Raw genomic sequence first — 21,553 nt, forward strand, 5'->3', positions numbered from 1 at the left:
CGGGTCGAGCGGGAAAACACTGTCACCACAGGGACTTCAGCTTTGCCTTGTCCGGCTTGCCGGAATCGGTCATCGGCATGGATTCCAGCAGCTCGATGTGCGCGGGGACGTGTGCGGGCGTCAGAATCGCGCTCACCAGCGTGCACAGTTGCTCGGGCGACGTGTTCACACCGGGGCGCGGCACAACGGCCGCATAAACGTGCTCGACGTTATCTCCGTCGGTGACGCCGAAAACCGCCGCCTGGGCGACGTCGCTGTGTGCCAGCAGGGCATTCTCGATCTCGGTCGGGTGGACCTTGATCCCGCCGGTCTTGATCACCTCGGCCATCCGCCCGACCAGATACACATAGCCCCGGTCGTCGACGCGCCCCAGGTCTCCGGTGTGCAGCCAACCGTCGCGCAGGGTGCGGTCGGTCTGCTCGGCGTCACCCCAATAGCCGTCCATCATGAGCATGGACTTCACGCAGATCTCCCCGACCTCGCCGGCCGGCAGCTGCGAATGCGTTTCCGGGTCGCGTACCTCGATCTGCACGAACGGCAGCGGACGGCCGACCGTGCCGCGCAGCTCGGTGTCCAGGTGCTCGTCGGGGGTGAGCACGGTGATCGCCGCGCTCTCGGTGGTGCCGTAGGTCTGGATCAGCACCTTGCCGAGCACGTCGACGGCCTGCCCGAGCCGGTCCGGCGACGCGGGGCAGCCGCCGTAGCCGACCTCGCGCAGGCTGGACAGGTCGGTCGACCCGACCGCCGGGTGGTCGAGGATCGAGTAGATCTGCGGCGTGGCCAGGTAGGTCGCCGTCACGCGGTGTTCGGCGACGGCCTGCAGCACCTCGCCGGCGTCGAAACTCTCGTGCAGCACGAGGGTTCCGCCGGCGGCGAGGGCCTCGTCGGCCAGCGCCGACACCGAGTGGCTCAGCGGCGTGATCACCAGCATGATGGCCGGATCCGGGCTCGCCGCCGCGTGGGCGACGATCCCGGCCAGCACCGCGAAGGCGCGGCCGATGCCCTTGGGCCGGCCGGTGGTGCCGCTGGTGTACGTCACCATCGCGGTGCCGGTCGGCTCGGCCACCGTCCAGTCGATCGCGGCCGGCCCGGAATGGGCGGTGAGATCGAGGAAATCCGTGCCCAGCGCGCCGAATCCGGCCATCGCCGGCGGGGTCGGCATGCGGTCGCGGATCTGGCGGGCCCGCTCGATGTTGGCCTTGTCGACGACCAGCATGGTGGTCGGGGTGTCCCGCAGGATGTCCAGCTGGTCGTCGACCGGGAGCTGTTCGAGCGTCAGCGCCGCGTTGGTGGCCCGCAGGTGCGTGACCGTGGCGCCGACCAGGTTGGCGGCGTAGCGGGCCACCAGCGTGTCCGGGCTGTTGGTGGTGGTCAGGATGCCGACGACGTCATCGGCCCCGATGCCGACACCCCGCATCACGCGGGCCGCGACGATGACGCGCCGCCTCAGCTCGGCGCCGCTGACCGACTGGTTCTTCCAGTGCAGTGCGGGCCGATCCGGACCGGCCGCCAGCATGTCGAGCAGTGCCGCGACGTAATTGGTGTTGCCCTGCATCGGATGCTCCATTTCACCTAGCCGCTCGTACCGATGTAATCGCCGGCGCCGACGCCGGAACAACCCCTGCCGGCCCCTACGAGATGCCGAACTCCTTGCCGATGAAGTCGAAGATCTCGTCATCGGTGGCCGCGTCGATGGTGTCGGCGACGCTGGCCTGCGCGCCGCCGTCCTCGGTCATCCGCGCCAGCATCGACCGGAGCCAGGCGGTGACCTGCTCCCGTTCCGGCCCGGCCGGTTCCGCGCCGGTGAGCAACGCGCCGACCCGGTCCAGCTCGTCGAGTACCGACGCCGGCCGCGTGCCCGGCAGCACCGCCGACAGGTGCGCGGCCAGTTCGGCCGGTGTCGGATAGTCGAACACCAGGGTCGCCGGCAGCCGGACGCCCGTGGCGGCACCGAGCTGGTTGCGCAGTTCCACCGCGGTCAGCGAGTCGAAGCCGAGGTCACGGAACGCGCGGTCGGCCGGGATCTGTTCCGCGCCGGCGAAGCCGAGCACGGCCGCCACCTGCGTGCGGGTCAGATCCAGCAGCACCGCCAGCCGTTCGTTGTCGTCCAGACCGGCGAGGCGGCGTTCGAGCGCCTCCGCGCCACCGGTGTCGGCCGCGGCTGCGGCCCGGCGGTGCTTCGTCCGAAGCAGGCCGCTGAGCAGCGGTTGCGTGCCAGCGTGGGCCCGCAGCGCCGCCAGGTCGAGCCGGATCGGGACCAATGCGGAGCGTTCGTCACGGAGGGCCACGTCGAACAGCCGGAGTCCGTCCTCAGTGGACAGAGCGGTGACGCCGGTGCCGGCCATCCGGTTGCCTTCGCCGGCCATGCCGGCGGATTCCGCCCACAGGCCCCAGGCCAGCGAGACGGCCGGCAGGCCCTGGGCCTTGCGGTGGGCGGCCAGCGCGTCGAGGAACGCGTTCGCCGCCGCGTAGTTCGCCTGGCCGGGGTTGCCGAAGACACCGGCAGCCGAGGAGAACAACACAAACGCTGCCAGGTCCGTGGTCAGCTCGTGCAGATTCCAGGCCGCGTCGACCTTGGGTCGCAACACGGTGTCCAGCCGCTCGGGAGTCAGCGACCCCACGATGCCGTCGTCCAGGACGCCGGCCGTGTGGACCACAGCCGTCACCGGGAACTCCTTGAGCAGCTTTGCCACCGCATCGCGATCGGCCACGTCACATGCGACGACCGCCGCCTTGGCTCCCAGCTCCGTCAGCTCGGCGCGCAGCTCATCCCCACCGCCACGCCGGCTGACCAGCACCAGATCCCGCACGCCGTGCTCGACGACCAGTTGCCGCGCGATCGCCGCACCCAGCGCACCCGTGCCGCCGGTGATCAGAACGGTGTCGTCCGGACCAAGCACGGCTGTCGCATCGGCGGCGCTGGTCTTGGCCAGCCTGGCCGCGAGCAACTCGCCGTTGCGGACCGCGATCTGCGGCTCGTCGGAGTTTACGGCCGCCGGCACGGCACTCGCTGACGCGTTGTCGTCGAGGTCGACGAGCACAAACCGGTCCGGGTTCTCGGACTGCGCGGAGCGGATCAGGCCCCAGACCGCTGCGTGGCCGAGATCGGTGACGGTGTCGTCCGCCCCGGCCGCGACAGCGCCGCGGGTCACGAACACCAGCGTGGCATCGGCCAGCCGCTCGTCGGCCGTCCAGGTCTGGAGCAGCTCCAGGACCCGGTGCGTCGACTCGTGGGCCTGGTCGACCACCGATTGCCGGCTCCCGCCGAGCGTGACGACCACGGTGTCGGGGATCGTCTCGCTGTCGAGCAGCGCGGACACGTCCGTGTACTCGGCGACGTCGATCTCGACGGCCTTGAGGTCGACGCGCAGGTCGAAGTTGTCGCCGCCGAGCACGGCCCAGGCCCCGTTCGACGACACCGGCTTCCCGGTGACAGGAACCCATTCCAGCTGGTAGAGCCCGTCATCGGCGGCCGCGCTGAGCTGCGCGGCCGTGACCGGCCGGAGGCTGAGCGCCCGCACCGAGGCCACCGGCGCGCCGGTGGTGTCAGCCAGTTCGACCGTGACGGTGTCGGTGCCGGCCGGGGAGATCCGCACCCGCAGCGCCGAGGCGCCGGTGGCGTGCAGGGTCACTCCAGACCAGGCGAACGGCAGCCGGGCCTGGTGCTCGTCGGCGAAGGCGGCGCTCAGGCCGATCGCGTGCAGCGCGGAGTCGAGCAGCGCCGGGTGGACGCCGAACCTGCTGGCGGCGTCTTCGGGCAGGGCGACCTCGGCGTAGACGTCGTCACCGAGCCGCCAGGCCTTGCGTAGGCCCTGGAAGATCGGGCCGTACTCCAGGCCGGCGTCGGCCAACTGTTCGTACAGATCGTCGACGCCGACCGTGTCGGCACCGGCCGGCGGCCATGCCACCAGGTCGACCGGCGTGATCGCGGTTCCGGTCGTCAGCAGGCCGGTGGCGTGCGCGGTCCAGATCTGGTCGCCGATGTCCGGGCTGGAGTGGATCGACACCGACCGGCGGCCGGTCTCGTCCAGCGCGCCCACGACAACCCGCAGCGCCACACCGCCTTCGCCGGGGATCACCAGCGGTGCGGCCAGCGTCAACTCCTCGACGCCGTCGCAACCCGCCTCGTCGCCGGCACGCATTGCCAGCTCGACCAGGGCCGTGCCGGGCAGCAGAACCGTGCCGAACACCGTGTGGTCGGTCAGCCACGGGTGCGTCGCCAGCGACAACCGTCCGGTTAGGACGACGGTGTCGGTGTCGGGCAGGCTCACCGCCGCGCCCAGCAGGGGGTGCTCGGCCGACTGCTGACCCAATCCCGTTGCGTCGCCGACGGAAGGTCCGCCGTCCAGCCAGTACCGCTGGCGCTGGAAGGCGTAGGTCGGCAACTCAACCCGGCGGGCGCCCGAGCCCGCGAACACCGCCTCCCAGTCAACGGCCACACCGGCAAGGGCAACACCGCCGACGGCCGCCAGCAGGCTGCCGGCCTCGGAGCGATCGGAGCGCAACGCGGGCCAGAAGTCCGCCTCCACGCACTGCTGCCCCATCGCCGACAACACCGAATCCGGGCCCAGCTCCAGGAAGCCACTGACACCCTCGTCCGCGGCGCACTGGACGCCGTCGGCGAACCGGACCGCAGCACGAACGTGCTCAACCCAGTAAGCGGCGGAGAACTCCGTCACCACCTGTCCGGAGACGTTCGACACCACCGGGATCTGCGCCGGCTGGTAGGACAGCCGCCCAGCAACCTCGGCGAACTCCGCCAGCATCGGATCCATCAGCGGCGAGTGGAACGCATGCGACACCCGCAGCCACCGGGTCTTCCGACCCTCGAACGCCGCAGCAACCTGCTCCAACTGGCCTCGATCACCCGACACCACAACCGAGGTCGGACCATTGACCGCAGCGATACCGACCAGGTCGAAGCCCTCCAACGCCGGCACAACCTCAACCTCGGAGGCCTGCACCGCCAGCATCGCCCCACCCGTGGGCAGCGCCTGCATCAGGCGACCACGAGCAGCCACCAACGCCGCCGCATCCGCCAGCGACATGACTCCGGCAACGTGAGCCGCCGCGATCTCACCGACCGAGTGACCCAACAGGAAGTCGGGCCGAATCCCCCACGACGACACAAGTCGGAACAACGCGACCTCGACCGCGAACAGAGCGACCTGGGTGTACTGGGTCTGATCCAGCAACTCCGGCTCATCCCACATGACTTCACGGATTGACCGGTCGAGGTGCTCGTCCAGCGCGGCGCAGACCGAATCCAGTGCGTCGGCGAACACCGGGAACCGCGCAGCCACCTCTCGGCCCATGCCCACCCGCTGCGAACCCTGGCCCGAGAACAACACCGCGAGCTTGCCCGAGCTGGCAGTGACCACCGGCGCAAGGCCCTCAGCCAGCGCAGTGAGGCCCGCGACAAGCTCATCACGGCCGCCAACCACGACGGCTCCATGATCGAACCTCGACCGCGATGTCAGGGAGTAGGCCAGATCCGCCGGCTCAACGCTCGACAGCACATCGAGCAGTCGGCGGGCCTGGGCGCGGACCGCGGCCTCTGACCGGCCCGACACCACCACGGGAACGACATCGGCAGCAACCGTGCGTTCGGCAACCGCCTCGGGCTCGACGCCCTCGATGATCACGTGCGCATTGGTGCCGCTGATACCGAAGGAAGAGACACCGGCCCGACGCGCACGATCGACCTCGGGCCACGGCCGCGAATCGGTCAGGAGCTCGACCGCGCCGGCAGTCCAGTCAACGTGCGGAGTCGGCTCGTCAACGTGCAACGACTTCGGCAACACACCATGCCGCATCGCCAACACCATCTTGATGATCCCGGCAACACCAGCAGCCGCCTGCGTGTGCCCCAGGTTCGACTTGATCGAACCCAACCACAACGGCTCCGACCGATCCTGACCGTAAGTCGCCAACAACGCCTGCGCCTCAATGGGATCACCCAACGACGTGCCGGTGCCGTGCGCCTCAACCACATCAACGTCCGAAGTAGACAGACCGGCGTTGGCCAGCGCCTTGCGGATCACCCGCTGCTGCGAGGGACCGTTGGGTGCGGTGAGACCGTTCGACGCGCCGTCCTGGTTCACGGCCGAGCCACGAACCACGGCCAGCACGGGATGCCCAAGGCGCTGCGCGTCGGACAGTCGCTCCAACAGCAGCACACCGACGCCTTCGCCCCATCCGGTTCCGTCGGCGGCAGCGGCGAACGGCTTGCACCGACCATCGGAAGCCAAACCACGCTGGCGGGAGAATTCCACAAACGCACCAGGCGAAGCCATCACCGTCACACCGCCAGCCAGGGCCATCGTGCACTCACCCTGACGCAACGCCTGCGCCGCAAGGTGAACCGCCACCAACGACGACGAACACGCCGTGTCGACAGTGACCGCCGGGCCCTCGAACCCGAACGTGTAAGACACCCGACCCGAGAAGACGCTGCCCGAGTTGCCCGTACCCATGAACCCGTCGACGCCCTCGGGGACCTCGCGGGTGTTGAGGCCGTAGTCGTGGTACATCAGGCCGGCGAACACACCGGTCTGGCTCCCCCGCAGCGACGACGGATCAATACCCGCCCGCTCCACAGCCTCCCACGACGCCTCCAGCAGCAACCGCTGCTGCGGATCCATCGCCACCGCCTCACGCGGAGAGATGCCGAAGAAGGCGGGATCGAAGTCGGCGGCGTCGTACAGGAAGCCGCCCTCGTGGACATAGGACTTGTCGGAGCCGTCCGGGTCGAACAGCGCGGAGGTGTCCCAGCCGCGGTCGCCGGGGAAGGTCGAGATCGCGTCGCGACCGTCGACCAGCAGCTGCCACAGGTCCTCCGGGGTGGACACGCCACCGGGGTACCGGCAGCTCATCCCCACGATCGCGATCGGCTCGTCAACGGGCGCGACCACCGCAGCGCGGGTGTCCACCACCACCGAGCCGACCAGCTCGGCCAGCACATGATCGGCCAACGCCTGCGGCGTCGGGTAGTCGAACACCAACGTCGCCGGCAACCGCAGGCCCGTCGCCTTGTTGACGGAATTGCGCAGCTCCACAGCGGTCAACGAGTCGAACCCGAGGTCGCTGAACGCCCGCATGGGGGCAATCGCGTCGGAACCGGCGTGCCCCAACACCGCGGCAACCTGCGCACGCACGATGGACAACACCTCGTCTCGGCGCTCGTCCGCACCAAGGGCCGACAACCGCCGCACCAACGCCGACCCATCGCCCAGATCGGCGCCGCGAGCCACTCGGCGTGCACCACGCACCAGGCCGCTGAACACCGGGGGCAGGTCGGCCATGCCGCGCAGACCGGCAACGTCCAGCCGCATCGGCACCGGCGCCGCAACGGCACCGCCAAGGCACGCGTCGAACAGCGCGAGGCCGTCGTCCATTGGCAGCGCAAGGACGCCGGAGCGACGCATCCGCGCCTGCTCATCGGCGCTCAGCGCGGCCGCCATGCCGTCGGATTCCCAAGCACCCCAAGCAATCGAGATGCCGGGAAGGCCGTCGGCCCGCCGCTGCGCCGCCAACGCGTCCAGGAAGGCGTTGCCGGCCGCGTAGTTGGCCTGGCCGGGGTTGCCCAGAACGCCCGCAGCCGACGAGAACAACACGAACGCCGACAACTCACGATCAGCGGTCAGCTCGTGCAGGTTCCACGCGCCGTCGATCTTCGGGCGCAGGACCGTGTCGAGCCGCTCAACGGTTAGCGATCCCACGATACCGTCGTCCAGCACACCAGCCGCGTGGATCACGGCGGTGACCGGGAAGTCCGACAACAGCTTCGCCAACGCAGCACGATCGGCGACATCACAGGCCACCACGTCCACCTGCGCGCCCAGTTCGGTCAGCTCGGCTCGAAGCTCCTCCGCACCACCGCGGCGGCTGGTCAGCACCAGGTTCCGCACGCCGTGCATGGTGACCAGGTGCCGGGCCAGCGCCGCACCGAGACCACCGGTACCGCCAGTGATCAGGACGGTGTCGTCTTCGCCCAGCACCGACTGGGCCGCCGGCACGGCAGCACGCGCCAGCCGTGGCACGACCACACCGTTCTCGCCCAGGCGGAACTCCGGCTCGCCGGTCGTCAGCGCACCAGCGACAACATCGGCTTCCACCGGTCCATCGACGCCGATCACCCCGAACCGGCCGGGGTTCTCGGACTCGGCCGACCGCACCAGGCCCGCCACGGCTGAAGCCGACAGATCACCGACCGGGGCGATGAAGACCAGGCGGGAAGACTCCCACCGCTCATCGGCCAGCCACTGCTGCACCAACTCCAACGCAGCGGCCACCGCAGCACGGGCATCGCCAGCCGGCGCAGCGAACACCACTTCCGGCGTGCCGTCGACCCCAGTCAGGTCCGCGAAGCAGGGCGCGCCGAGGCCCCAACGGTCGTCACCGATCACTGCCCACGAACCGGGCTCTCCGCCAGCGACGGACAACGGATTCCAGCACAGCTCGAACAGCGAATCAGTGCCACGGCCGGCCGACAACTGCTCCGAGCTGACTTCCCGCAGCGCCAGCGAATCCACCGACGCGACGGCGGCACCGGTGCCGTCGGCGAGCAGCAGCGACACCGCCCCCTCACCGGCAGGCGACACCCGCACCCGCAGCATCGCAGCGCCGGTGGCGTGCAGGGTCACGCCCGACCAGGCGAACGGCAGCCGGGCCTGGCGGTCCTCGTCGAAGGCGGCGCTCAGGCCGATCGCGTGCAGCGCGGAGTCCAGCAGCGCCGGGTGAATGCCGTACCGGCCGGCGTCGTCGGGCAGGACGACCTCGGCGAAGACGTCGTCACCGAGCCGCCACGCCGCCCGCAGACCCTGGAACACCGGGCCATAGCCAAGACCGGCATCCGCCAGCTGCTCGTACAGATCATCGACGGCGACTACCTCGGCGCCAGCCTGCGGCCAGAACGCCAGATCGGTCGGCGCGGCCGCAACTTCGGCCGTCAACACGCCGGTGGCGTGCACGGTCCAGAGCTGCTCACCGGCATCCGGGCTGGAGTGAACCGACACCGACCGGCGACCGGACTCGTCGGGGGCGCCGACCAGAACCTGGACGGCCACACCTGCATCGGCGGGGATCACCAGCGGCGCGGCCAGCGTCAGCTCCTCGACGGCGTCGCAACCGACCTGGCCACCCGCGTGCAACGCCAACTCGATCAGGGCCGCGCCCGGCAGCAGGACCGTGCCGAACACCGTGTGATCGGCCAGCCACGGATGCGTCGCCAGCGACAACCGACCCGTCAGGACAACGGTGTCGGTGTCCGCCAACACCAACGACGCGCCCAGCAACGGATGCTCGGCGGACCGCTGCCCCAGACCCGTCGCGTTACCGGCGGAAACACCGCTGTCCAGCCAGTAGTGCTGATGCTGGAAGGCATATGTCGGCAGCTCGATCCGGCGAGCACCCTCGAACACGGCCTGCCAATCCACGGCCACGCCGCCAAGTGCGGCACCACCGACAGCCGCGAAGACCGCCTCCGGCTCGGGCCGGCCGGACCGCAGCACGGGCCAGAACTCGGCCTCCACGCACTGCCGCCCCATACCCGACAACACCGAATCCGGCCCCAGCTCCAGGAACCCAGTCACGCCCTGCTCAACAGCACACTGAACACCGTCAGCAAAGCGAACTGCGGCTCGAACGTGCTGAACCCAGTAGGCGGCGGAGAACTCTTGCACCACCTCACCGGAGACGTTCGACACCACCGGGATCTGCGCCGGCTGATAGGAGAGCCGCCCGGCAACCTCGGCGAACTCCGCCAGCATCGGATCCATCAGCGGCGAGTGGAACGCGTGCGACACTCGCAGCCACCGGGTCTTCCGCCCCTCAAGCGCCGCAGCAACCTCGTCGAGCTGGACGCGATCACCCGACACCACAACCGAAGTCGGCCCATTGACCGCAGCGACACCAACCAGGTCGAAGCCCTCCAACGCCGGGAGCACTTCGGCCTCGGACGCCTGCACCGCCAGCATCGCACCGCCAGTAGGCAACGCCTGCATCAACCGGCCACGAGCAGCCACCAGCGCCGCCGCATCCGGCAGCGAAAGCACGCCGGCAACGTGAGCCGCCGCAATCTCACCGACCGAGTGCCCCAACAGGTAGTCGGGCCGGATTCCCCACGAAGAGACAAGCCGGAACAGCGCGACCTCGATCGCGAACAGAGCGGCCTGGGTGTACCGGGTCTGGTCGAGAAGCTCGGGCTCGTCCCACATGACTTCACGGATCGACCGGTCGAGGTGCTCGTCCAGCGCGGCGCAGGCCGAGTCGAGTGCGTCGGCGAACACCGGGAACCGAGCCGCCAGCTCACGACCCATCCCGACACGCTGCGAACCCTGGCCCGAGAACAGGATCGCCAACCGACCGGCAGCACCCGTCTCGGAAACCGGCGCCACACCATCGGCGAGAGCAGTCAGCCCTGCGACAAGCTCCTCACGCCCGCCAACGACCACGGCACCGTGATCGAACCTGGACCGCGAAGTCACCAGCGAGTAAGCCAGGTCAACGGGCTCAACCGAGGGCAGCACATCGAGCAGTCGGCGAGCCTGCTCCCGCACCGCAGCCTCGGACTTCGCCGACACCACCACCGGAACGACATCCGCCGCGACCGTGCGCTCGACGGCCGGCTCGGGCTCAACGCCCTCGATGATCACGTGCGCATTCGTGCCGCTGATACCGAAGGAAGAGACACCGGCCCGACGAACACGACCCACCTCGGGCCACGGCCGCGACTCCGCCAACAGCTCCACCGCGCCCGCGGACCAGTCCACGTGCGGAGTCGGCTCGTCAACGTGCAACGACTTCGGCAACACACCATGCCGCATCGCCAACACCATCTTGATGATCCCGGCAACACCAGCCGCCGCCTGCGTGTGCCCCAGGTTCGACTTGATCGAACCCAACCACAACGGCTCCGACCGATCCTGACCGTAAGTCGCCAACAACGCCTGCGCCTCGATCGGGTCACCCAACGACGTGCCGGTCCCATGGGCCTCGACGGCGTCGATATCCACAGTGGACAAACCGGCACTGGCCAGCGCGGTACGGATCACCCGCTGCTGTGACGGACCATTCGGCGCGGTCAGACCGTTCGACGCGCCGTCCTGGTTCACCGCCGACCCACGCACCACCGCCAACACGGGATGTCCAAGCCGCTGCGCGTCGGACAGCCGCTCCAGCAACAGCACACCAACACCCTCACCCCAACCGGTCCCGTCGGCGGCCGCCGCGAACGGCTTGCACCGACCATCGGACGCCAGACCACGCTGGCGAGAGAACTCGATGAAGGTGTCCGGAGTCGGCATCACGGTGACGCCGCCGGCGAGCGCCATCGTGCACTCACCCTGGCGCAACGCCTGCGCGGCAAGGTGAAGCGCCACCAGCGATGAGGAACACGCCGTGTCCACGGTGACCGCCGGACCTTCGAACCCGAAGGTGTAGGACACTCGGCCGGAGATCACGCTGCTGGATCCGCCGGTGCTCAGGAAACCCTCGACCTCGTCGGGGACCTCGGCCAGCCGGGTCGCGTAGTTGTGGTACATGACGCCGGCGAACACGCCGGTCTGGCTGCCCCGCAACGACACCGGGTCGATGCCCGCCCGCTCCACGGCCTCCCACGACGTCTCCAGCAGCAGCCGCTGCTGCGGATCCATCGCCACCGCTTCACGCGGCGAGATGCCGAAGAAGGCGGGGTCGAACTCGGCGGCGTCGTAGAGGAAACCGCCCTCGCGCACATACGACTTGCCCAGGCTGTCGGGATCGACGTCGAACAGCGCCGACGTGTCCCAGCCCCGATCGGTCGGGAAGGTCGACACGCCGTCACCGCCGGACACCAGCAGCTGCCACAGATCCTCCGGGCTCGACACACCACCCGGATACCGGCAGCTCATCCCCACGATGGCGATCGGCTCGTCAACGGCGGCGGCAACCACCGTGGCACGGGTATCGACCACCGAGCCCATCAGCTCGGCCAACACGTGATCGGCCAGCGCCTGCGGCGTCGGGTAGTCGAACACCAGCGTCGCCGACAGCCGCACACCCACCACCGCGGCGAGCTGGTTCCGCAGTTCCACGGCGGTCAGCGAATCGAACCCGAGATCGCTGAACGCCCGCGTGGGAGCAATCGCATCGCCCCCGGCGTGACCCAGCACCGCCGCAACCTGTGCACGCACGATCGACAGCACCTCGGCCCGACGTTCATCCGCGCCCAGCGCCGACAACCGCCGCACCAACGCCGACCCGTCACCCGATCCAGCGTCACGCGCCGTTCGGCGACCACTACGGACCAGGCCACGAAGCAGCGGCGTCGAGTCACGCAACTCGTTGACGTCAAGGTGAATGGCCACCAGCGTGGCGTCGTCGCTCGCCTGCGCGGCGTCGAACAGCGCGAGGCCCTCGTCGTCGGTCAGCCCGGTCACGCCGGAGCGCGTCATCCGGGAGCGATCGGCGGCCGCGAGGTCGCTGGTCATGCCGCTCGGCTGAGCCCAGTAACCCCAGGCAATCGACGTCGCCGGCAGCCCCTGGGCCCTGCGGTGCATGGCCAGCGCGTCCAGGAACGCGTTCGCCGCCGCGTAGTTCGCCTGGCCGGGATTGCCGAACACACCGGCAGCCGAGGAGAACAGCACGAACGCCGACAGATCGGTGGTCAGCTCGTGCAGATTCCACGCCGCGTCCACCTTGGGACGCAGCACCGTGTCCAGCCGTTCGGCGGTCAGCGAGCCAACGACACCGTCATCCAGAACACCGGCCGTGTGCACCACAGCCGTCACGGGGAACTCCGCCAACAGCTCGGCCACCGCAGCACGATCGGCGACATCGCAAGCCACCACGCTGACCCGTGCACCCAGCTCCGCCAGTTCGGCGCGCAACGACTCCCCGCCACCACGCCGGCTGGCCAGCACCAGGTTGCGCACGCCGTGCTCGACGACCAGGTGGCGGGCCACGAGTCCGCCCAGCGCCCCGGTGCCGCCGGTGATCAGGACGGTGCCATCCGGGTCCCACACGGGCGCCTCGGTCGGGCCGGACGTCCGGACCAGCCTTGGCGCGAGCAGCACGCCACCGCGCACGACCAGCTCGGGTTCGTCGGTGGCCAGCGCGGCGGCGACGATCTCGTCCGTGATCTCGGCCTCGTCGAGGTCGATCAGCACGAACCGGTCGGCGTTCTCGGCCTGTGCGGAGCGGATCAACCCCCAGATCGGGGCATGCACGAGGTCCGTGACCGGCGGCACGGCCCCACGCGTCACCAGCACGAGGCGCGAATCGGCGAAGCGCTCGTCGTCGAGCCACCGCTGCGCCAACGCCAGGACGTCGGCCGCGGCGCGGTGCACGTCGTCAGCAGTGACCGTGTCCACGGAGTCGAGCAGCGGAAACAGCACCGCATCCGGGACGGTGGTCAGCTCGTCGAGGCTGCTGACGGTCACGGTGGATGCATGCCGCTCGGGAGCCGTGACCGGCACCCAGTCGACCCGGTACAGCGAGTCCGACTGCGCCGCCGCAGTGATCTGATCAGGGGAAACGACGCGGAACGCCAGCGACTCCACCGTGGCGACCGGCGCCCCGGTGCCGTCGGCCAGCTCGACGCTGATCGTGTCCGCACCGACCCGGCGGATGCGGGCGCGCAGCATGGACGCGCCGCTGGCGTGCAGCGCCACCCCCGACCAGGCGAACGGCAGGCGAGCCTGGCCGTCGTCGGGGAAGACATCGCTGACGCCGATCGCGTGCAGGGCGGCGTCCAGCAGCCCGGGGTGCACGCCGAATGTCTCCGCATTCGCGTCCGGCAGGGCGACTTCGGCGTACACGTCAGCGTCACGCCGCCAGGCGGCCCGCAACCCCTGGAACGTGGGTCCGTACACGAATCCCTGGTCGGCGGTGAAGTCGTAGAGGCCGTCGATGGTGACGGTGTCGGCGTCGCGCGGCGGCCACTCGGTGATCTCCGTGCCGTGCGCCGTCGCGTCGGACAGCAGGCCGGTGGCGTGCACGGTCCAGAGCTCGGAGTCGAGGCTGGAGTGGATCGACACCGATCGGCGGCCGGCCTCGTCCGGTGCGCCCACGGCAACCCGAACCATGACGCCGCCGCTGTCGGGCACGACCAGCGGCGCGGCCAACGTCAGCTCCTCGACGCGGCTGCAGCCCACCTCGTCTCCGGCTCGCACGGCGAGCTCGACCAGCCCCGTGCCGGGCAGCAGGACCGTGTCGAACACCTTGTGGTCGGCCAGCCACGGATGCGTCGACAGCGACAACCGTCCCGTCAGGACAACGCCGTCGGAGTCGGGCAGCGCCACCGCCGCGCCCAGCAACGGGTGTTCCGTGGAGCGCTGGCCCAGGCCTTCGGCGTCCACCACGGACGAAGCCGGGTCCAGCCAGTAGTGCTGGTGCTGGAAGGCATACGTCGGCAGCTCAACCCGCCGAGCGCCCGAGCCCTCGAACACCGCCTGCCAGTCCACGGCCACGCCGCCGAGCGCAGCACCACCAAGAGCCGCCAACAGCGTTCCGGCCTCAGCCCGATCGGAGCGCAGCACCGGCCAGAACTCAGCCTCCACACACTGCCGCCCCATCGCCGACAACACCGAATCCGGGCCCAACTCCAGGAACCCGGTCACACCCTGGTCGACGGCACACTGCACGCCATCGGCGAAGCGAACTGCGGCGCGAACGTGTTCAACCCAGTAGGCAGCAGAGAACTCCTCCACCACAACACCGGAGACGTTCGACACCACGGGAATCTGCGCCGGCTGGTAGACAAGCCGCTCGGCAACCGCCCCGAACTCCTCCAGCATCGGGTCCATCAGCGGCGAGTGGAACGCATGCGACACCCGCAACCACCGCGTCTTCCGACCCTCGAAAGCCGCAGCAACCTCGTCGAGCTGGCCTTGATCACCCGATACCACAACCGAAGTCGGCCCATTGACCGCGGCGATACCGACCAGGTCGAAGCCCTCAAGCGCCGGGAGCACTTCGGCCTCGGACGCCTGAACCGCCAGCATCGCACCGCCAGTAGGCAACGCCTGCATCAAGCGACCACGAGCAGCCACCAACGCCGCCGCATCCGCCAACGACATCACACCAGCAACATGAGCCGCCGCGATCTCACCAACCGAATGCCCCAGCAGGAAGTCCGGACGCACGCCCCACGACGACACCAGCCGGAACAAGGCAACCTCGACCGCGAACAGAGCCGCCTGCGTGTACCGGGTCTGATCCAACAGCTCCGGCTCATCCCACATCACGCCACGGATCGACCGGTCCAGGTGCTCATCCAGAGCAGCGCAGACAGAGCCGAGTGCTTCGGCGAACACCGGGAACCGAGCCGCCAACTCACGCCCCATCCCCACCCGCTGCGAACCCTGCCCCGAGAAGAGAACCGCCAAGCGGCCCGGTGCAGCGACGGAAACCGGTGCCACACCCTCAGCCAGCGCAGTCAGGCCCGCGACAAGCTCATCACGGCCGCCGACGACCACAGCTCCGTGATCGAACCTCGACCGCGAAGTCACCAGCGAATAAGCCAGATCCACCGGCTCAACACCGGGCAGCACATCCAGCAGCCGGCGAGCCTGCTCCCGCACCGCAGCCTCGGACCGAGCCGACACCACAACAGGCACAACATCCGCAGCAACCGTCCGCTCGGCAAACGCCTCCGGCTCGACACCTTCGATGATCACGTGCGCATTCGTGCCGCTGATCCCGAACGACGACACACCAGCCCGACGCGGCCGGTCGACGGAAGGCCACGGCCGTGAGTCCGCCAGCAGCTCAACGGCGCCGGAAGTCCAGTCCACGTGCGGAGTCGGCTCGTCGACGTGCAGGGACTTCGGCAGCACACCGTGCCGCATCGCCAACACCATCTTGATGATGCCGGCCATGCCGGCAGCGGTCTGGGTGTGACCGATGTTGGACTTGACCGACCCCAGCCACAGCGGCTCCGACCGATCCTGGCCATAAGTCGCCAGCAGCGCCTGGGCCTCGATCGGGTCACCCAGCGAGGTACCGGTCCCGTGCGCCTCCACCGCGTCGACATCCACAGTGGACAAACCGGCACTGGCCAGCGCGGCACGGATCACCCGCTGCTGCGATGGGCCGTTCGGCGCGGTCAAACCGTTCGACGCACCATCCTGATTCACCGCCGAACCACGCACCACAGCCAACACCTGGTGACCATTGCGCCGAGCATCCGACAAACGCTCCAGCAACAGCACACCAACACCCTCGCCCCAACCAGTGCCATCCGCAGCCGCCGCGAACGGCTTGCACCGACCATCCGGGGCCATGCCGCGCTGACGGGACATCTCGATGAACGCCCCGGGCGACGCCATCACGGCAACGCCACCGGCCAGCGCCATCGTGCACTCGCCCTGACGCAACGCCTGCGCCGCAAGGTGAACCGCCACCAACGACGACGAACACGCCGTATCAACCGTGACCGCCGGGCCCTCGAAACCGAACGAGTAGGACACCCGCCCGGACACCACGGCGGTCTGACCGCCGGTGATGAAATAGCCCTCGCTGCCCTCGGGAATCTCGTACGCCTCGGAGCCGTAGCCCTGCGAACTGGCACCGACGAACACACCGGTCTGGCTGCCGTGCAACGACGCCGGGTCGATCCCGGCCCGCTCAACGGCTTCCCACGACGCCTCCAGCAGCAGCCGCTGCTGCGGATCCATCGCCACCGCCTCACGCGGCGAGATCCCGAAGAAGTCCGGGTCGAAACCGCCGGCGCCGTACACGAAGGCGCCTTCCCGCGTGTAGGTGGTGCCGGCGTGGTCGGGGTCCGGATGGTAGATCGCGTCCAGATCCCAGCCGCGGTCGGCGGGGAACTCGCCCATCGCGTCCCGGCCGTCGGCAACCAACTGCCACAGCTGCTCGGGCGACGCGACGCCGCCGGGGAAACGGCAGCTCATCGCCACGATGGCGATCGGCTCGTCGGCGGCCCCGGGTTCGCCGACCCGTGTCACCGCAGCCGGCGCGTCACCCCCGACCTCGGACAGGAGGTGGTCGGCGATCGCCTCCGCCGTCGGGTAGTCGAACAGCAGCGTCACCGGCAGCCGCACGCCGGTCGCCGCGGTGAGCCGGTTGCGCACCTCGACGGCGGTCAGCGAGTCGAAGCCGAGCTCACGGAAGGCCTTGCGGGGCTCGATCGCCGCCGGACCGGCGTGGCCGAGCACTGCGGCGGCGATGCCCCGCACCAGGTCCAGCACGACGCCAGCCCGCTCCGCCGCGTCGACGTCGGCCAGCCGCTCGGCCAGCGCTGACGCCGTGGCCTCCGGACGGGCAGCCGCCGCGGCCAGCTGCCGCACCTCGGGAAGGTCGCTGATCAGCGGCCGGGCCCGGGTGGCGGCGAACGCGGGGGCGAATCGTTCCCAGTCGATGTCGGCGATGGCGACGAATCCCTCGCCGCGCCCAACCGCCTGTGCCATCGCGGCGACGGCGATCTCGGGAGCCATCGGACGCATTCCGCGCCGCAGCAGGAATTCCTCGTCACCGGCGGCACCGAGGCCGCTGCCGCCGCCCCACAGGCCCCAGGCGATGGAGGTCGCCACTCTGCCCCGGCTACGCCGCTGCAGGGCCAGCGCGTCAAGAGCGGCGTTGGCAGCCGCGTACGCGCCTTGCCCACCGCCGCCGAACACGCCCGCGTTGGACGAGAACAGCACGAACGCGTCCAGCTCGACGTCATGGAGCAGCTCGTCGAGGTGACGCGCGCCCTCGACCTTGCCGGACAGCATGGACGCCAACAGATCGGTGTCGGTGTTGTCGATGTCGGCCGCGTCGCCGATGCCGGCCGCGTGCACCACCGCGCTCAACGGTTTGTCGGCCGGCACGGCGTCGAGGACCGCCGCCAGCGCATCTCGGTCGGCGGCGTCGCAGGCCACGACGGTCACGCTGATGCCGAGTTCGGCCACCAACTGGTCGACACCGGCCGCCGCGTTGCCCTTGCGGCTGGTCAGAATGAGGTGCTCGGCCCCGTTGCCGGCGAGCCAGCGGGCCACGTGCGCGCCCAGCGCCCCGGTCCCACCGGTGATCAGCACAGTCCCCCGAGGCGACCAGTTTCCCTTCTCCGTCACGGGGTCGTGCACCACGCGCCGGGCGAGCACGCCGTTGGCGCGCACGGCGACCTGGTCCTCGTCGCCGACGCCGGCCAGGACCTTGGCCAGCTGGCCGGTGGCGTCGGCCGGCACGTCGACCAGGCCGCCCCAGCGCTGCGGCTGCTCGAGCCCGATCACCCGGCCCAGGCCCCACACCTCCGCCTGCGCCAGCGAGGCCGCCGGCTCGTCATCGCTGGTCTGAACGCCGTTCTCGGTGACGATCCACAGTGGAGCCTCCACGTCGGCCAGCGTCTGCGCCAGGAGCAAAGTGCCGACAACACCGGCGGGAACGACCGGTGCCGCCGGGTACGGCCGCTCGTCGAGGGCCAGTAACGACAGCACCCCCCGCATACCGGCGGCAACCGAGGCCAGCGTTGCACGGTCATGCGTAGCGGCGTCCCAGATCAGCGGCACGATGTCGGCGCCATGGGCGGTCAACGCGGCACCGTAACGCTCGGCGGTGTCCTCGTCCGGCGCCACGAGCAGCCAGCTGCCCAGCGGGCCACCCGACTGCGCGGTCAGCGGCCGCCAGCTGACCCGGTACCGCCACGAGTCGACAATGGACTTCTCGCGGCGTTGCCGGCGCCAGGAAGCCAGCAGCGGAAGCACCGAGCTGAGCAGGTGTTCCTGCTCGTCGTCGGCGAGGTCGAGGTCGGCACGCAGGGTCTGGAGGTCGCCACCCTCGACGGCCTCCCAGAACCGGGCGTCCACCGGGTCGGCGGCCACGGCCTCGGCCCGCTCCGGCGACTCCAGCCAGTACCGCTGCCGCTGGAAGGCGTAGGTCGGCAGGTCCACCACGGAGGCGCCGGCCGGGATGATCGTGTCCCAGTCGAGCTCGGCGCCGTAGGTGTGGGCCTCGCCCGCCGACGTCAGGAACCGGGCCCAGTCGCCGTCGTCCCGGCGCAGCGTGGCGATCGCGGCGATGTCGGCCGCGACAGCCTCCGCCGTCTGCTGGATGCCCATCAGCAGCACCGGGTGGGCGCTGGCCTCGACGAACATGTCGTGGCCCTGCTCGATCAGCGCCGCCACCGCCGGCGCGAACCGAACCGTCTCACGCAGGTTCGTGTACCAGTACTCCGCCGAAAGCTCCGAGCCGTCGACCCAGTCACCGGTCACCGTCGAGAAGAACGGCACCGAGGCGGAGCGAGGCGTGATCGGAGCCAGCACGTCCAGCAGCTCCGCCTCCAACTCCTCGACAAAGGCCGAGTGCGAGGCGTAATCCACCGGGATCACCCGAGCCCGGATGCCGACGCCCTCGCACCAGGCCACCAGCTCGGCCAGCGCCTCAGCGTCGCCGGACACGACCACGGCCGACGGCCCGTTCACGGCCGCAACCGACAGCGTCCCGTCCCACCGACCGAGCCACTCCGTGACCTGCTCGGCCGACACGGCGATCGACGCCATCCCACCACGACCGGACAACACCCGACCGATCGCCCGCGACCGCAACGCCACCACACGAGCGGCATCCCCCAACGACAGAACCCCCGCCACACACGCGGCGGCGATCTCACCCTGGGAATGACCCAACACTGCAGCCGGGCGAACGCCGACCGACTCCCACAACCGAGCCAACGACACCATCACCGAGAACAACACCGGCTGCACAACGTCAACACGCTCAAGCAACTCAACCGATCCGAGAGCCTCCGTCAGCGACCAATCCACGAACGGAGCCAGCGCCTGCTCACACTCGGCCAACGCAGCTGCGAACACCGAAGACTGAGCGGCCAGCTCCAGCGCCATGCCCACCCACTGCGAACCCTGGCCAGGAAAGACAAACACCGGCGACACCGACGGCAGTACGCTGCCGACAGCCGCCGTGCCGTCGGCCACCGCGGTCAGGCCGGCAACCAGCGTCTCCCGGTCGGAACCGACCACCACCGCACGGTGTTCCATCGACGCACGCGTCCGTACCAGCGACAACGCCACGTCCGCTGGAGCGAGGTCGGGCACCGAGGCGAGCCGGGCGGCCTGCGCCCGCAGGGCCGGCTCCGACCGCGCGGACAGCACCCATGGCACCACACCAACCGGCACGTCCTCCACAGTGGACTCTTCTGCCACCGGAGCCTGCTCGATGATCACGTGCGCATTCGTGCCGCTGATGCCGAACGACGAGACACCGGCCCGGCGCGGCTCCTCGGTCTCCGGCCACGGCTGCTCATCGGTCAGCAGCGACACCAGGCCGGCCGACCAGTCGACGGCGGAGCTGGGCTCGTCCACGTGCAACGTCCTGGGCATCAGGCCGTGCCGGATGGCCTGCACAACCTTGATCACGCCGCCGACACCGGCGCCCGCCTGGGTGTGGCCGACGTTGGACTTGAACGACCCGATCCACAGTGGACGGCCGTGATCACGCTCCTGGCCATAGGTGGCCAGCAGCGCCTGCGCCTCGATCGGGTCACCGAGCGTGGTGCCGGTGCCGTGCGCCTCCACGAGGTCGACCTGCTCGGCCGACAACGAGGCGTCGGCCAGTGCCTGCCGGATGACCCGCTGCTGCGCGGGACCGTTGGGCGCGGTCAACCCGCTGCTGGCGCCGTCCTGGTTCACCGCCGAGCCGCGAACCACGGCCAGCACCCGGTGCCCGAGCCGCTGCGCGTCCGACAGCCGCTCCAGCAGCAACATCCCAGCGCCCTCGGAGAACCCGGTACCGTCGGCGGCGTCGGCGAAGGACTTGCACCGGCCGTCGGTGGACAACCCGCGCTGCCGGCTGAGTTCCACGTAAACGTCCGGAGTGGACAGCACGGTGACGCCACCGGCCAGGGCCATCGAGCATTCGCCGCGGCGCAGCGACTGGACGGCCAGGTGCAGGGTCACCAGCGACGACGAGCAGGCGGTGTCCACGGTGACCGCCGGGCCCTCGAGCCCCATGGTGTAGGCGATACGGCCGGACGCGACGCTGTAGGCGTTGCCGTTGCCGATGTAGCCCTCCAGATCGGCCGGCACGGTGTCCAGCCGCGAGGCGTAGTCCTGGTACATCACGCCGGCGAACACGCCGGTGGCGGTGCCGCGCGCGGACTCCGGGTCGATGCCGGCGCGTTCGAAGGCCTCCCAGGCGATCTCCAGCAGGATCCGCTGGTGCGGGTCCATGGCCAGCGCCTCGCGCGGGGAGATGCCGAAGAACGCCGGGTCGAAGTCGGCGACGGCGTCGAGGAATCCGCCGCCGCGCGCGTAGAAGGTGCCGGCCCGCTCGGGATCCGGGTCGTACAGGGCGTCGAGGTCCCAGCCGCGGTCGGTGGGGAACGGGGTCACGGCGTCCCGCTGCCCGTGCACCAGGTCCCAGAGCTGCTCCGGCGACGTGACCCCGCCGGGGTAGCGGCAGGCCATGCCGACGATGGCGATCGGTTCGGCTGCCCGAGCCCGCTCCTCGCGCAGCCGTTGCCGGGTGCTGGCGAGGTCGGCCGTGACCCGCTTCAGGTAGTCGCGGAGCTTCTGCTCGTTCTGCATCTTGGGCAACCTTTTCCTCGACCCGGCCC

At 70.1% G+C, this 21,553-nt stretch carries 2 protein-coding genes; both read right to left on the bottom strand.

From position 1 onward, the window contains the following. Nucleotides 1-22 precede the first annotated feature (22 nt). The gene (locus tag BJ998_RS12470; protein ID WP_221337981.1) at nucleotides 23-1,555 is read right to left on the bottom strand and encodes an AMP-binding protein; all 1,533 of its coding nucleotides are present in this window, start codon (nucleotides 1,553-1,555) and stop codon (nucleotides 23-25) included. A gap of 76 nt (nucleotides 1,556-1,631) precedes the next feature. Next, nucleotides 1,632-21,524: a type I polyketide synthase gene (locus tag BJ998_RS47385; protein WP_184861349.1), complete on the bottom strand. Its 19,893-nt coding sequence runs from the start codon at nucleotides 21,522-21,524 to the stop codon at nucleotides 1,632-1,634. Nucleotides 21,525-21,553: the final 29 nt, after the last annotated feature.

This window comes from Kutzneria kofuensis, from assembly GCF_014203355.1.
Classification (GTDB): domain Bacteria; phylum Actinomycetota; class Actinomycetes; order Mycobacteriales; family Pseudonocardiaceae; genus Kutzneria; species Kutzneria kofuensis.

Bases quoted from the DNA above. Each gene is read 5' to 3' on its own strand.
- BJ998_RS47385 (WP_184861349.1), bottom strand. From the start codon at position 21,524: ATGCAGAACGAGCAGAAGCTCCGCGACTACCTGAAGCGGGTCACGGCC.
- BJ998_RS12470 (WP_221337981.1), bottom strand. From the start codon at position 1,555: ATGCAGGGCAACACCAATTACGTCGCGGCACTGCTCGACATGCTGGCG.